Source organism: Chromatiaceae bacterium (assembly GCA_016714645.1).
Taxonomy (GTDB): Bacteria; Pseudomonadota; Gammaproteobacteria; order Chromatiales; family Chromatiaceae; genus M0108.
Genome location: JADKCI010000002.1, coordinates 96936 through 111262 on the forward strand (window position 1 = coordinate 96936; position 14327 = coordinate 111262).

The following is a 14327-nucleotide window of genomic DNA, read 5'->3' on the forward strand; positions in this document are numbered from 1 at the left end:
GCTTACGCCTGGCCAGGCGCCTCCTTGGGGGGTTCGGGGGGCGGGTGGTCGATGATGGGCACGCCCTTGAGCCAGAGCCGGAGGGCTTGCCAGTGGATATTGAAGATGACCTGGAACGTCATGGCCGGGTAGCGCCAGAGGACCCGGGCCAGGCTGCGGCCGTCGATCTCCCGGCGCGCCAGTACCAGGGTTGCGTCGAGGATGTTCTCCGCCCCGCGCCGGTCGTCCATGTGGACCGTGAGGCGTTCCCTGGGTAGGTTCAGGTGCCAGTGGTATTCCATGTCCATGGGCAGGAAGGGCGAGACGTGCAGGCCCTTGGGGAAACGAAACTGGGGCTTCTGTGGTCGGCCCCGGTTGGCGCTCATGGGCAGCACATAATGGATACGCTCACCCCAAGGGGTGCTGGTCACCTCGCCGACCACCGTCTCCAAGGTCCGGCCGTCCGCGGCGTAGCAGTAGTAAAGGCTGATGGAGTTGAAACAATAGCCGAAGGTGCGCGGGTTGGTGAGGATGCGCACCGGGCCATCCGGACGCTCGCCCGTTTTGGCCGCCACCAGTTGGCGGATGGCCTCGTCCAGGGGCAGGGCCGGGTCGCCGCCGTAATCGGCGCGGCGGAACCAGACCAGGTTGGGGCCCCGGGTGGACCAGAGCCAGCGCCCCTTGAAGACCTGGTCCAACTCACCGAGGTCTAGCCAGAGCATGAAGAGCGGGTAGCGGAATTCATGCCGTTTGGGGGAATAGCGGCGGTGGCGCAGCCAGCCTTCGTAGAGGCAGCTTTCCATCAGGGGGTGCCCGTGGGGTAGGGGTTACCGGCCAAGGGCGCGGCCAGGGTCCTGGCGGCGGCGTAAGCCGCTAGCCCCCCGGTGGACGGCGGCGGGGATCCGTCGCGGGCCGATAGCGACCTGGCGGTTGTCTGGAAAGAGGCGCCGCGGGTCAAGGTCGTCGCCTCCGGCTGACGCTGGGTGTAGCCGGGGTTCATCCCTGGGCGCGGGGCGGATCCTGGCGGCAGGCCGAAATCCGCGCGGAAGTGGTCCAGCGCCGCCAGGGCGCTGACCAGGCCGTCCTCGTGGAAGCCGTTGCGCCACCAGGCGCCGCAATAATAGGTGCGGCCGGTGCCGTTGATCTCCCGCTGGCGGGTCTGGGCGGCGGCCCCCTCCAGTGTGAAGAGGGGGTGGTGATAGGGTACCCGCGCCAGCACCATAGCCGGGTCGATGCCCTCGCTGGCATTCAGGGTGACGCAGAAGGTCTCGGGGGCATCCAGCCCTTGCAGGATGTTCATGTCGTAGGTGAGGGCCAGACGCCCACCGGGGCCCTCGGGCATGAGGTAATTCCAGGCCGCCCAGGCCAGGGGCCGGCGCGGCAGCATGCGGGTATCGGTGTGCAGCACCGCTTCATTGGGCTGGTAAGGGATGGCGGCGAGAACCTCCCGCTCCGCCGGTCTGGGGTCCCCGAGCAGGGTCAGGGCCTGATCGCTGTGACAGGCCAGGAAAATGGCGTCGAAGGTCTCGGCGCCACCGGCGGGGCTGTGGAGTATGACCCGATCCTCTTGACGCTCGACGTGCGTCACCGGGCAGGCCAGTCGCACCCGCTCCCGGAAGGGAGCGACGAGGCGATCCACATAAGACCGGGAACCACCCCGGACGACCCGCCAGACGGGGCGATCCTTGACCGCCAGCAGGCCGTGGTTGAGGAAGAAGCGGATGAAGAAGCGCGCCGGGAAGCCCAGCATGAGTCTCGGGTCCGTGGACCAGATGGCGGCGCCCATGGGCAGGATGTAGTAATCCCTGAAGAGGCGGCCATAGGCGTTGGCGGTGAGGTAGTCGCCGAGACTGAGTTCGTTGCCTTCCTCCGCCAGGAGCTGGGGGGCCTCGCGATTGAAGCGCAGTATGTCCCGCAACATGCCCCAGAAGCGCGGCTTGAGCAGGTTGGCGCGTTGGGCGAAGAGGCTGTTGAGGGTAGCGCCATTGTATTCCAGGCCGCTGGGACCGCAGGAGACGCTAAAGCTCATGTCGCTGGCTTGGCTGGCCACCCCCAATTCGTCCAGTAGGGCGATGAAATTCGGGTAGGTCCAGTCGTTGAAGACGATGAAGCCGGTATCGATGCGGTAATCGCGCCCACCCAGGGTGATCTCATGGGTATGAACATGGCCGCCGACGTGGCTAGCCGCCTCGAAGAGGGTGATGTCATGCTCGGGGTGCAGGCGATGGGCGGCGGTGAGGCCGGCGATACCGCTGCCGACGATGGCGATCCTCACGGCTTGGCCTCCCAGCGCTGGGGCACGTCCCGCACCGCCGCCAACGGGTAGCCCAGGGCCAGGAGATGCTCATCCACCGCCTGGCGCTCGGCCGCGCTGATCTCGGGGGTGCGCGCCATAACCCAGACATAGTCCCGCTTCTCGCGGGAGATGACGGTGATGCGGTAGTCCGGTGTCAGGTAACTGATGCGGTAGTCGGCCTTGAAGGGCCAGAGGAACTGCATGCCCCAGATGGCGTTGCTCTGGGTGTCGGTGACATAGCCGGTGGGGGTCATCTTCTTGGGCTCGCCCTCGAAGCCTCCCTCGCGGAAGGTGAAGGTGGTGGCGATGCTGCCATCGGGGTTGATGGTGTATGACTCGATCGCGTTCCAGGCGTTGCGCTCTGGCCAGGTGGGGATGTGGGCGATGAGATACCAGTCGCCCATGAAGCGATCCAGATCCACCTGGGGAACCGTCGTCAGGGGTGGTAGGGTTGCGGATTGGCAACCGGCGAGCAGGCCGGCGCACAGGAAGCAGAGGAGACGTTTCATTATCAGGGCTCGCGAGTGTTTGGGCTGGCGGCGCCACCCAGGTCGGCAGTGCCGGTGGAGTCGGCGCTAGCCGGCCGGGGCGGCCAGGGGAAGAAGGCGCTGGTGCGGGCGATGTAGTCCCGGTAGGCGGGGCGGCGCTCACCTATATCCTGTTCCAGCAGGGCGACGCCGGAGACCTTGAGGAGCAGCACCGTCATCAGGAGGGGCGAAATCAGGGTCCAGGCCCCACCGGCGGCGAGGGCCACCAGCCAGACGCCCCACCAGACGCAGAACTCGCCGAAGTAGTTGGGGTGGCGGCTATAGCGCCAGAGGCCCCGATCCATGACCCGTCCGGCGTTGGACGGGTCGGCCTTGAAGCGCGCCAGTTGCTGGTCGGCGATGCCTTCGATGGCGATACCAAGGAGCCAGAGCCCGGCGCCGAGGTAATCCATCAAGCCCAGGGGTTGAGCGCCGGCCAGGGCCGCCATCAAAGGCCAGGCGACGATCCACGCCAGGGCCGCCTGGAGGCCGAACACCAGATAGAGGCTCTTGAATTCGAAATGGGGCTGGTTGCGGGCACGGATGGCCTGGTAGCGGTGGTCCTCGCCGTGGCCCCAGTTGCGCCAGGTGATATAGCCCGAGAGGCGGATCATCCAGAGGCTGGTTAGGAGCAGCACCAGGGTTTCCCGAGGACCGGTCTGGGGCGCAGCGAGGGCATAGACCCAGGCCCCAAGGGTGATTATCACCGCCCAGAGGCTATCGACGATGCTGACGTTACGCAGGGCCAGGCTCGCCAGCCAGGTCGCCACGCCGGCAACCGCCATCCAGGCCAGGGCCAGGAAGGCGATGTCCCAGGCAAAGGGGTGATTCATGGGGCTCTCCTCCGTACCTTCTGGCTCCCTTCCCCCCGGTGGGGGAGGGTTGGGCTCCGCACTTTCTGGCCCCATCCCCCCTGGTGGGGGAGGGTTGGGGGGAGGGGGGGGTCGCTGATGGGCGCGCTCAGCAAGCGGGCCAGGGCCAGCAGGAGCGGAGTCAGGATGCCCCAGCCCAGGGCCAGGGCGACGAGGCCGGCGGTGGGGTCGAGAAAGCTCATGGCCCCCAGTTCGCCGCCTCCCCAGTAGGCAGAGGGTCCCCCCACCAGCCCCAGCAGTGCGGCCAGCCAGGGTCGGGTTTGCAGGCTGACCAGGGAGACGTTGAGGGTGGTGGCGAAATTGGCCCAGAGCGCCGTCATCCAGAGGGGCGGCAGTCCCGGGCCAAGGCCACTCGCCAGGTCGCCGCCACTGAAGCTGACCCAGCCGCTGACCAGCAGGAGGCTGTCGAAAAGGAAACCGATCAGGGCCGCCAGGCCAATAAGGAGGGCCTCCGAGCCCAGGGGCCGGACCCGACCCAGGTGCCAGGCCAGGAGTAGGGCCACGACCCCAAGACCGAGTTCCGGCCGGCCCTGGGCCGCCGTCAGCACCAGTGCCCACCAGCCTGCCTGGAAGGCCACCAGATTCAGGACCCAGGAGGGCTGGTCCCGGCCCGGGGCCGGGGAGGAGGGCGAAGCGCCAATGTCGGTCATGCCGCTAGCTCCCGCCGTTCGAAGAGGTAATGGCTTACCCACCAGCTCTGGCCCCGGTCGTAGGCGAAGGTCTCGGCGACGGCGAGAAAAAAGAGGCGCCAGCGTTGGCACCAGAGCGCGGCCTGGTCCGGGCCATAGGCAGCGGCGAGGATGGGCAGAATGGCGGTCCGGCGCTGGTCCAGGTTGGCCAGCCAGGCGTTGGCGGTCCGCTCGTAGTGCTGCCCGGACCAGCGCCACTGGTCGAGTAGGCGCAAAGAGTCCTGGAAGCGCAGGGGCAGGGCATCGCTGGGCATGATGCCGCCCGAGAAGAAGTACCGGCTCATCCAGTCGTCGTCGCCCTGATCCTCGAAGGGGTAGGGCCGGTCGCGATGACAGAAGATGTGCATGAAGAAGCGCCCACCCGGGTGCAGCCAGCCCTGGATGCGCTGGAAGAGGGTGCCCCAGTTGCGCATGTGCTCGAACATCTCCACCGACACCACCCGGTCAAAGCGGCCCTCGGTGTCGAAATCGTTCATATCGGCGGTGATGACCTGGATGTTGGTCAGGTCGCGTTGGACGGCGAGGTCCTCGATGTGCTGGCGCTGGGCGCGGGAGTTGGAAACGGCGGTGATGTGGGCCGTCGGATAATGCTCCCCCAGCCAGAGGGTCAGGCTGCCCCAGCCGCAGCCTAATTCGAGGATAGCCTGGCCATCCGCCACGCCGGCTCGCTCGCAGGTCAGGGCCAGGGCGGCGGTCTCGGCGGCCGCCAGGTCCGTTACTCCCGGGGGCCAGTAGCAGCAACTGTATTTGCGGCGCGGCCCCAGCACCTGGTCGAAAAAGGCGGCGGGCACCTCGTAATGTTGGGCATTGGCCAGTTCGGGTAGGGGGGCGATGGGGGATTCGGCCATGGCGTCGATGAAGGCCCGCGACGCGGTAGCCGTCGCTTCGCCATCAGCGGCGGCGATCTCCTCCAGGCGGCGGCGGCACAGCCAGCGGATGCCCTGGCGTATCAGCCGGTCGGGTACATAGCCCTGTTCCACCCAGTCGATGGCAATGCGCGCGGGGGCAATCATGGGTTTCTCGGACTCCTTAACTCGCCTTGCGATAGCTTTTCTGATAAGTGGCACCAATGCGCTTGAGGGCGTCAGAGGCGTCCCGGCCGACGCAGACCTCGATCAAAATCAGGAAGTTGGGGCTGGCCAGGGCCTCCGTCAGGGCCTCCTCCAGTTCGCCCTCGGTGCTCACCAGGAAGCTGATGGCGCCATCCCCGAAAATATAGGGCAGTTCCGCGTAACGCCAAGGCTGCAGGTCGTTGTAGATCTGATCCTGGTGCAGATAGCGCTCGATCAGGTAGCCGTCGTTGTTGACCAGCAGGATGATGGGCCGGCAGCCCTGGCGCAGCAGGGTCGAGACCTCCTGGGCCGTCATCTGAAAGGCGCCATCGCCCACCAGGACCACGGGTCGCTTGTCCGGTCGCGCCAGGGAGACGCCCAGGGCGGCGGGCGTGGCGTAACCGATGGACATGTAATAGGCCTGGGTCAGGAAGTTGTCGGCCTCCTCGATGTGCATCTCGCCCACGGCGCAGATGACGTCGCCAATATCGGAGACCAGGATCATGGAGTCGTCCAGGAACTGTTCCACCCGCTGATAGAATCGCCCCGCGGACAGGGGCTGGTCGGCCTCCGCCACATAGGAGAGGACCTGGGCGCTGGGGCGGACCGGGTGGGAGTCGAGAAAGCGGCGGGGGTGCGCTCGCTCCGCCAGGCCCTGGACCAGGTCCGCCAACTGGACCCCCGGGTAAAGGTGCTGGCCGATACGCACCTGGTCGAGGTTGGCGCGTACCAAGCCTGGCTGGGCCAGCTTGGAGGTGTAGAGGCCCGTGTCCCAGTCGGTGAGCCAGACGCCGAGTTCGATCAGACAGTCGGACTCCTCGATCTGGGCGCGGGTCTCGGGGCGGCTCATGCCCCCTTGATAAATACCCAAGCACTGGGGATGCAACTCCGGCAGGCAGCCCTTGGCACTGACAGTCATGGCGTAGGGCAGTTCAATCCGCTCGATCAGTTGCAGCACCGCCGTGCCTAAACCAAAGCGGGCGATCTCGGTGCCCACCAGGATCGCCGGATTCTTCGCCTTGTCCAGATGCGCCACCACCTCCGCCACGCACTCATCCAGGGTCAGGGGTTCGGAGATCTTCTCGACCTGGAAAGAGATGGGCGCCGGCCGCCGGCAGGGCATTTGCGCCACGTCCATGGGCAATTCCAGATAGACAGGCCGCTTCCAGGACAGGCACTGGGTCAGAACCCGGTCGATGTCGTCCGGGGCCGATTGGGGGCCGGAGAGCAGGGCACAGTCCACCGTCAGTTTGCGGTAGATGGCGAGCTGCATTTCGTGGTCTCCCGCCAGGTGGTGGACCAGGGCGCCGCTCTGGCGTCGGGCCATGGCCGGGGCGCCGCTGATGATGACCAGGGGGACATGCTCCGCGTAGGCCCCCGCCACCGCGTTCAGGATGCTGAAGCCGCCCACGGCATAGGTGACGACCGCCAATCCCGCGCCCTTGACCCGGGCGTAGCCATCGGCGGCGTAGCCCGCGTTCAGTTCATTGCAGTTGCCAACCCAGGCGATGGGGCTGGTCACCAGGTGATCGAGAAAGTCGAGGGTGTAGTCGCCGGGCACCCCGAAGGCGTGTTCGATCCCGATCTCCTGGAGTCGTTGGATGAGGTAATCGGAAACCGTAAAGGGGGCGGCGGGCGCGGTCATGTCAGGGCTTCGGGGGTTAGGGATGGAGGGCGGGTGTTAGTGATCAAAATATGAGGGGCAACCAGGGGCCAATCCTAGTGTTTGGCACCCAGGGCTTGGGCCCGGGCCAGGGTGGCGGGGTCGCCGCCGGTAACCCGCTCCCAGCCCTGGAGGTGTCGCTCGATCAGATCGCGCAGGAAGCGGATGTGCCCCGCGCCGTCATTGAGGCAGGGGATGTACTGGTAAGATACGCCACCCGCCGCCAGGAAATGGTCGCGGTTTTCCATGGCGACCTCCTCCAGGGTCTCCAGACAGTCGGCGCTGAAGCCGGGGCATACCACCTGGACGCGGCGGATGCCCTGGGCGGGCAGGGCTTTCAGGCTCTCGTCTGTGTAGGGCTTGAGCCAGGCCTTGACCCCCAGACGACTCTGGAAGGTGACGGCGTAATCATGGGCCGTCAGGTTCAGGCTTTCGGCCAGGAGCCGCGCGGTCTTCTGACAGTGGCAGTAATAGGGATCACCCGCGTCAAAGTAGGCCTGGGGCAGGCCATGGAAGGACATGATGAGCCGCTCCGGACGGCCATGGGCCTCCTGAAAGGCCTGTACCGAATCCGCCAGGGCCTGGATGTAGCCGGCATCGTCGTGATATTGGTTCACGAAGCGCAGTTCCGGTATCCAGCGCCAGCCGCGGAGCCGGGCGGTCACGGCGTCGAAGACACTGGCGGTGGTGCTGCCCGAGTATTGGGGATACAGCGGCAGCACCAGGATGCGCCGCGCCCCGGCCCGGCGCAGGGCCTCCAGACCCTTGGCGATGGAGGGGTTGCCGTAGCGCATGGCCAGTTCCACCCGGATATCCGGGCCCAGGGCCTCGGCCAGTCGCTGGTGCTGCGCCCGGGAGATGGCCAGTAGGGGCGAACCCTGCTCGCTCCAGACGCTGGCGTAGGCGTGGGCCGATCGCCGAGGGCGGGTGTTGAGAATGATACCGTTCAGAATCAGCCACCAGAGAGGCCTGGACATCTCCACGACGCGGGGGTCCCAGAGGAACTCCTTCAGGTAGCGCCGCACCGAGACCCGATCCGGACCATCCGGGGTGCCCAGATTAGCCAGCAGTATGCCGGTGCTGGCCACCTGGTCATGGGGGTAATCGGGCTCCGAGAGGTATTTCATCACGGTTGGGACTCCAGGGGATTAATGCTCAGGTCGGCGCCGGGCCCAAGCCGCGAAGAGGGGATCGGACAGCTCCAGCTCGCCGGCGCGGGCATCGTCCTCGGGCCGGGGCAAGCCGCGGCGGCTGAAGGTATTGAAGTGGTCCAGGCGCTCATCTCTCATCAGGCTGGCCAGGACGTATCCCAGGCGTTCGAAGGGATGAATCTCGGTCCAGACCTGGATGGCCTTGGTTGGAAACCAGCGATCGGAAAAGGTAATGATACAGTAACCGCCTGGCTTCAACACCCGGGCGATCTCCGCCACCATCCGCTGGGGTTGGGTCAGATATTCGAAGGAAGCGGTGCAGACCACGGCGTCGAATTGGGCCTTGGCGAAGGGCAGGCTCGGCTCCTGGTTCAGGTCCCGGATGACCCGCTCGGCCAGGCGCGGGTTGGCCTCCAGTTCGGCGCGGTTCATGCCCAGCCCCGTGACCTGGCAGGAGGGATCGAGGCGATCCAGATGGGAGACCCAGCTCGACATGAGGTCCAGGACTTGGCCCCCCGGGGGGATCAGCGAGCCGTAGAGCCGCTCGATTTGGTCGCGGCAATGACTGTCAAGGTGGTGGACCAGGCGGGTGCGTTCGTAGAAGACCTCGTCCATGCGGCTATCCAGGCGGCCCAGGGCCTCGGGATACCAGAAATCACTGGTCCCGGCGGGCAGGGGCAGTTGCATCCCGGGTCCTTCGCCCGCCGCGAGCAGGGCGATATCGTTACAGATGCCGCCATGCTCCTCGCCGGCCTGCCAGCTACCCAGGACCCTGACCCCGAGCCGCACGGGTACCGCCGCCAGAGGATGGCGGCTGTCGATGCCGATCCGCTGCTCCGACAGTCCCGTGACCCGTAAGGGCCGGCGGTCCTCGGAAAAGAGCCCCCGCTGGCCGGCCATGAAGCCCCGGGGATAGAAACGCCCCAGGCGCGGCTCCAGGTCGCGGCGCGCGATCTTGCGGGTGCGGAAGGCAGCGCGGGGGGCGGTGAAACATTCCCCCTCCTGATAATCCGTGAGGGTGCCGGGCCCGAAGACGGCCTCGACCCGTTCGCCAACCGGGAGTCCCATGAGTACCCTGTCCAGGGCGCCAGGAAAGTAATCTCGCCAGAGGTTGGACTTGCGGATGACGCGGCTGTCACGGCAGGTCACGTCGCCGGTCTCGAACTGGAGGTCCAGTTCCAACTCCATCAGTGCCCCCGGCGCCACGCGCTCAAGCGCGCGCTCGGCAATCTGGCCGCTTTCGAACGGGGGTAACGCAAGGTGGTTCAGGCTGATCATGGCGGCTACCTATCGCGTATCAGGTTTGTACAAATATTGTATAATTATGGTATAACAATTTGGCGCGTCACGGCAAGCCCTCCCGGCGATCATATTTCTCGCCGGGGTGACAGGGGTTGGCTGGGCGTGCCTATCCACCGGGGCTGAGGCCCCAATGGGTCAAAGGCTGGAACAGGAAAGGATTATGAGTGAGGGCTTGGTGGGCGAGAACGGCGAGCGGGAGGGGCTCCGGCAGGGTCTCTATCCGATCCGCACCGTCTCCCGCCTCACGGGTGTCCCGGCGGTGACCCTGCGGGCTTGGGAGCGGCGTCACCGTCTGATCAGCCCTACCCGCACCGACAAGGGCCATCGGCTCTATACCGAGGCCGAGGTGGAGCGTATCCGGCAGGTCCTGGCGCTACTCGATCGGGGGGTGGCGGTGGGGCAAGCTGGCTTGCTCCTGGAGCCCGTGACCCGCGAGGACGCCGTGGCCGCGCCGACCCGGGTCAGGCTGAGTCTGGCGGAGGCTCCCCCCCAGGACAGGAGTCCGGCTGGGGATCCCTGGCCGCGCTATCTGCAGGCCATGCTGGAAGGGACGCGCCGCTTCGACGCCGCTGCCTTGGAGGCCATTTATAGCGACGCCCTGTCGCTTTATCCGATTGACCAGGTTTCCCGGCACCTCACCCGCCCGCTGTTGGAGCGCCTGGGCGCCGAATGGCCCGACCAGGAGGCCAGCATCGCCCGGGAGCACTTCTTCTCGAATTTCCTGCGTAATAAGCTGGGAGCCCGCTTCCATCATCTGAACGCCCTGTCCCAGGGGCCCCGCCTGGTTGCCGCCTGCCCGTCCGGGGAGCATCATGAACTGGGGCTGCTCCAGTTCGCCCTGATCGCCGCCGGTCAGGGCTACCGCCTGGTCATGCTCGGGGCCGATGTCCCCGAGGCGGAGATTGCCGCCGCCGTTCACATTGCCGCCGGGCGGGCGGTGGTCCTCTCTCTTTCCGCCCGGGCCGAGCCGGAGACCCTGGCGCGACAAGTCGCGACCCTGGTCGCCTTGACGTCCGTGCCCGTCCTGGTGGGCGGTGCCGCCGCGGATCTCTGGCCCCAGCATATCCAGGCGGCCGGCGCCCGGGTCCTGGGCACGGATTTCGACCTGGCGCTGCGGCGCCTGGGCGAATGCCTGGGGTCGCCCTAGGCGACGCGGCGATTTAGGTTTTCAGCACCCTCGGACATCCAGGAGTCCCATGTCAGCGCCTCCCGTCATCCTTTGGTATCGCGACGATTTGCGCCTTGCCGACCACGCCCCCCTTCTGGCGGCGGTGGCGAGTGGCGCCCCCATCATCCCCCTCTATATCCTCGACGAGGCGAACCCGGGGAGATGGCGGCCCGGCGGTGCCAGTCGCTGGTGGCTGCATCACAGCCTGGCCGCCCTGACCGCGGATCTGGAGGGACTGGGCAGCCGCCTGGTCATCCGGAGTGGCGACAGCCTGGAGGTCATCACCACCCTGGCCCGCCAGCATCAGGCCCGGGCCCTCTATTTCCACCGCAGCCATGAGCCCGCCCAGGCGGCCCTGGAGGAGCGCCTCTGGCGGGAACTGGGCGAGAGCCTGGAGATACGGCGTTTTCGCGGCCGCCTGCTCCAGGAGCCTGAGCAGGTCCGTACCGGTGCGGGGGACCCCTTCCGGGTCTTCACCCCCTTCTGGAAGGCCTGCCTGCGGCTCCCGGAGCCGGAGGCCCCGTTGCCCGCCCCCGCCCGTCTGGCACCACCCCCACCCGAGGTTACCGGTTTGGCGCTGGAGAGCCTCCCGCTTTTGCCTGGGACGCCCGACTGGGCCGTCGGCCTGCGGGAGCAGTGGCGGCCGGGAGAGGCCGGCGCCGGCTGGCGCCTGGAGACCTTTTGCGAGGAGGCCCTGCGGGGCTATGCCGAGGGCCGCGACCAGCCGGGCCGGTCGGGTACCTCCCGACTCTCCCCCCATCTGCACTTTGGCGAGATCTCGCCGCGCCAGGTCTGGCAGGCTGTGCGCGGGGTACAGGCCACCCTGGCCGCCACCACTCGGGGCGGCGACGCCTTCCTGCGGGAACTGGGCTGGCGCGACTTCTGTCATCATCTGCTCCATCACTGGCCCCAACTCCCGGAGCAGCCCTTCAACCCGCGTTTCGCGGATTTTCCCTGGCGCGAAGACGGTGAGGCCTTCAGGGCCTGGACCCGGGGGCAGACCGGCTATCCCCTAGTCGATGCCGGCATGCGGGAACTCTGGCACACCGGCTGGATGCACAACCGGGTGCGCATGGTTGCCGCCTCCTTCCTGGTCAAGCACCTGCTGGTGCCCTGGCAACAGGGCCAGGACTGGTTCTGGGACACCCTGGTGGACGCGGATCTCGCCAATAATGCCGGCGGTTGGCAATGGGTCGCCGGCTGCGGCGCCGATGCCGCCCCCTATTTCCGGATCTTTAACCCCGTCCTCCAGGGTCAGAAATTCGACCCCGGCGGTGACTATGCCCGCCGCTGGCTGCCGGAATTGCGCCGCTTGTCCGATAAGGATATTTACGCCCCCTTCGCCGCCAACCCGGCCAGCCTCGCCGCCGCCGGCGTCCGCCTCGGGGTGGACTACCCCGAGCCTTTGGTGGTACATGATTTCGCCCGCCGTAGGGCTTTGGGGGCACTGGGTACCCTAAAGAGTGCGTGATCCGCCGTGGAACTCTCCCACTCAAGGATCTTTAACTCGGATAGTAGCCTCTCGGGGGCTATATCTTGTTCATTTGGCCATGTCACCGCCCCAAATGAAATGTAAACTTGATTGAAGTAATTGATGCTCTTCAGCTCTTTAAATATACCTTTATTAAGATAAGGCTTCATATCGAATATTCCTTTTCTACCATCCTGAAGCTCAACATAAATTCGAAAATCTTCAAGAGGCCGGACAACCGTGGCGTCCCAATACATAGATCACCTCATAGCGGCGCAATTTTGTAAGGCTTTTCCTCGTTAATAGCCAACTCCCAATCAGCCATCAATTCATCTCTGTGAAGCTCGATCCAAGCCTGTACGAGACGGAGTTGCTTCCTCGGTAACTCGCCTGCTAAAACCTCCCCATCCGCTATGTCCATGGAAGCCTCGTATTCGGCATACTTGGCATGAATATGGGGTAAATTATGCTGAATATTATCAAGAAGGTACATCTTGATGATGATTCCGTAAAACATCGATATTATCGGCATGACCAATTCTCAAGCTGGATAATGAGTCAAATATAACCGAACCTTAAGGTTGCGGCAGGTAGGGTACGAGATTACCTCTGCCATAGGGACGTCGGTTCCCCGGCGCTCTAGCGCAGGCCCGGACCTGGGGGTTTCCCGCACTCGGTTCTTCGGATGTTCCCGCTTCTCCCAAGCAAACTTAAACGCTTTTCCCGGCACTGGGCAAGCGGAATTGCCGCCCGCGCGCCTGGCCTCTCCCTCACGCTCCCTAGACCCGAAGTTCGGCGGCGTCCCGCCAACTTCGTCGCCCTAGCCCGGTAACGCGTGGGCCCGGGGGTGCGGTCACCCTCAGCCGTTCGAGTAGCACTTCGGACAGGGATAGCCGATGAAGGTGTCGATTTTCGGTCGCGCGACTCCTTGGCCGGCCGAGGTATTTGTTAGGATTCCGCGAAATTCCTCTGACCAGACCCCAATAATCCCGGTTCATGCTGCTACTATTCAGTTCCCGGAGGTCGGCGGATCTGGCCTTGGCCAGTTCACCGGGATATCTGGCAAGGATGCCGCCCCGTGACCCGGCTGGGGATGGGGCTGGCAGGTGTGAAACGCCCCCATCCATCCTAAAATATTGAGACAACCTGGCGTGGTCCCAGTCCAGGTCAACAGACCGGAGAATCAAGAAAATGAAAGTCAGCCTGATCGGTGGCACCGGATTTGTCGGCTCCCATATCGTCCCGGCGCTGATCGCTGCCGGACATGTGCCGCGCCTCTTGATGCGTAAACCCGAGAGCGGGCAGGGCCTACCGCTGGATCGCTGCGAGGTGGTCTTGGGCGATGTGGAGGACCTGGGGGCGGTGACCCAGTGCGTCACGGGCGCCGACGCCGTCATCTATTTGATTGGATTACTGCGGGAATTTCCATCCCGTGGGATCAGTTTCGAGGGGCTCCAGTCGCGTGGCGTCGCCCTGACCCTCTCGGCCTGCAACCTGAAGGGCGTCGGGCGCTTCCTGCTCATGAGCGCCAATGGCGTCAAGCCGGATGGTACCGCCTACCAAAGCACCAAGTTTCGGGCGGAGGAGGCGGTCAAGGCCTCGGGTTTGCGCTGGACCATCTTCCGGCCCTCCGTCATCTTCGGCAGGCCCCAGGGGCGGATGGAGTTCTGTACCCAGTTGCGCCGGGACATCATCGATACTCCGCTCCCGGCGCCGCTCTTCTACCCGGGCCTCTTGCCCATGGGGGCTGGTAGTTTCCAGCTCGCCCCCGTGGCGGTGGAGGACGTGGCTCAGGCCTACGTCCGGGCCCTCGCCAAGCCGGAGACCGAGGGTCGTACCTTCGAACTGTGCGGGCCGGAACCGAAAAGCTGGCGGGAGATTCTGGAGACCATCGCCGCCGCGGTGGGTAAGCACAAAATGATGCTGCCGGCGCCCGCCCTGGGGGTCAAGACGGCCGCCGCTTTGTTCGATCGCTTCCCCTGGTTTCCCATCACGCGGGACCAGATCACCATGCTGCTGGAAGGCAATGTCTGCGCGGAGGCGAGCGCCTACCCCCTGTTAGGCATCCAGCCCCAGGCCTTCACCGTCGCCAGCCTGGAATATCTGAAAGAAAACTGACAGCTGCCGGCGATCTGGGTCATGGCGGCGATTCGCGGG

The 14327-nt window shown here is 65.7% G+C and carries 14 protein-coding genes; 3 read left to right on the forward strand and 11 right to left on the reverse strand.

Annotation, left to right across the window (positions count from 1 at the left end; genetic code table 11):
- Positions 1-2: 2 nt before the first annotated feature.
- From IPN92_07385 to IPN92_07425, 9 genes are all read right to left on the reverse strand, one after another.
- On the reverse strand, positions 3-782 hold the full coding sequence (locus IPN92_07385; GenBank protein ID MBK8638107.1) for a DUF1365 domain-containing protein: 780 nt from the start codon (positions 780-782) through the stop codon (positions 3-5).
- On the reverse strand, positions 782-2254 hold the full coding sequence (locus tag IPN92_07390) for an FAD-dependent oxidoreductase (protein MBK8638108.1): 1473 nt from the start codon (positions 2252-2254) through the stop codon (positions 782-784). Before IPN92_07390 ends, IPN92_07385 begins: the two co-directional genes overlap by 1 nt.
- Positions 2251-2784 carry a lipocalin family protein gene (locus tag IPN92_07395; protein MBK8638109.1) on the reverse strand — a complete coding sequence of 178 codons (534 nt, stop codon included), beginning with the start codon at positions 2782-2784 and terminating at the stop codon, positions 2251-2253. Before IPN92_07395 ends, IPN92_07390 begins: the two co-directional genes overlap by 4 nt.
- Before the next feature lie 2 nt (positions 2785-2786).
- Positions 2787-3635 (reverse strand): DUF1295 domain-containing protein, encoded by an 849-nt coding sequence (locus tag IPN92_07400; GenBank protein ID MBK8638110.1) that lies wholly within the window; start codon positions 3633-3635, stop codon positions 2787-2789.
- Entirely contained in the window at positions 3632-4324 is a 693-nt protein-coding gene (locus IPN92_07405; GenBank protein ID MBK8638111.1) for a DUF2878 domain-containing protein, read from the reverse strand. Before IPN92_07405 ends, IPN92_07400 begins: the two co-directional genes overlap by 4 nt.
- Complete coding sequence (locus IPN92_07410) at positions 4321-5376, reverse strand: class I SAM-dependent methyltransferase (GenBank protein MBK8638112.1); 1056 nt, start codon at positions 5374-5376, stop codon at positions 4321-4323. The genes IPN92_07405 and IPN92_07410 overlap by 4 nt, the downstream gene beginning before the upstream one ends.
- A gap of 16 nt (positions 5377-5392) precedes the next feature.
- Positions 5393-7060: an alpha-keto acid decarboxylase family protein gene (locus tag IPN92_07415; GenBank protein ID MBK8638113.1), complete on the reverse strand. Its 1668-nt coding sequence runs from the start codon at positions 7058-7060 to the stop codon at positions 5393-5395.
- Between the two features lie 74 nt (positions 7061-7134).
- On the reverse strand, positions 7135-8205 hold the full coding sequence (locus IPN92_07420; GenBank protein MBK8638114.1) for a ferrochelatase: 1071 nt from the start codon (positions 8203-8205) through the stop codon (positions 7135-7137).
- 21 nt (positions 8206-8226) lie between these two features.
- The gene (locus tag IPN92_07425) at positions 8227-9507 is read right to left on the reverse strand and encodes a methyltransferase domain-containing protein (GenBank protein ID MBK8638115.1); all 1281 of its coding nucleotides are present in this window, start codon (positions 9505-9507) and stop codon (positions 8227-8229) included.
- Positions 9508-9691: 184 nt separating this feature from the next.
- Between IPN92_07425 and IPN92_07430 the strand changes: the two genes are divergently transcribed.
- Both IPN92_07430 and IPN92_07435 read left to right on the forward strand, forming a co-directional pair.
- A complete protein-coding gene (locus IPN92_07430) occupies positions 9692-10678 on the forward strand; it encodes a MerR family transcriptional regulator (GenBank protein ID MBK8638116.1) in 987 nt (328 codons plus the stop codon).
- A gap of 49 nt (positions 10679-10727) precedes the next feature.
- On the forward strand, positions 10728-12170 hold the full coding sequence (locus IPN92_07435) for a deoxyribodipyrimidine photo-lyase (protein MBK8638117.1): 1443 nt from the start codon (positions 10728-10730) through the stop codon (positions 12168-12170).
- On the opposite strand, the gene IPN92_07440 is transcribed toward IPN92_07435, so the two are convergent.
- Both IPN92_07440 and IPN92_07445 read right to left on the reverse strand, forming a co-directional pair.
- Positions 12092-12427, reverse strand: a complete 336-nt coding sequence (locus IPN92_07440; protein MBK8638118.1) for a DUF2442 domain-containing protein — start codon at positions 12425-12427, stop codon at positions 12092-12094. The genes IPN92_07435 and IPN92_07440 overlap by 79 nt on opposite strands.
- 8 nt (positions 12428-12435) lie before the next feature.
- Positions 12436-12702: a DUF4160 domain-containing protein gene (locus IPN92_07445; protein ID MBK8638119.1), complete on the reverse strand. Its 267-nt coding sequence runs from the start codon at positions 12700-12702 to the stop codon at positions 12436-12438.
- Between the two features lie 659 nt (positions 12703-13361).
- Here IPN92_07445 and IPN92_07450 point away from each other — a divergent pair.
- On the forward strand, positions 13362-14288 hold the full coding sequence (locus tag IPN92_07450) for an NAD(P)H-binding protein (GenBank protein ID MBK8638120.1): 927 nt from the start codon (positions 13362-13364) through the stop codon (positions 14286-14288).
- Positions 14289-14327: the final 39 nt, after the last annotated feature.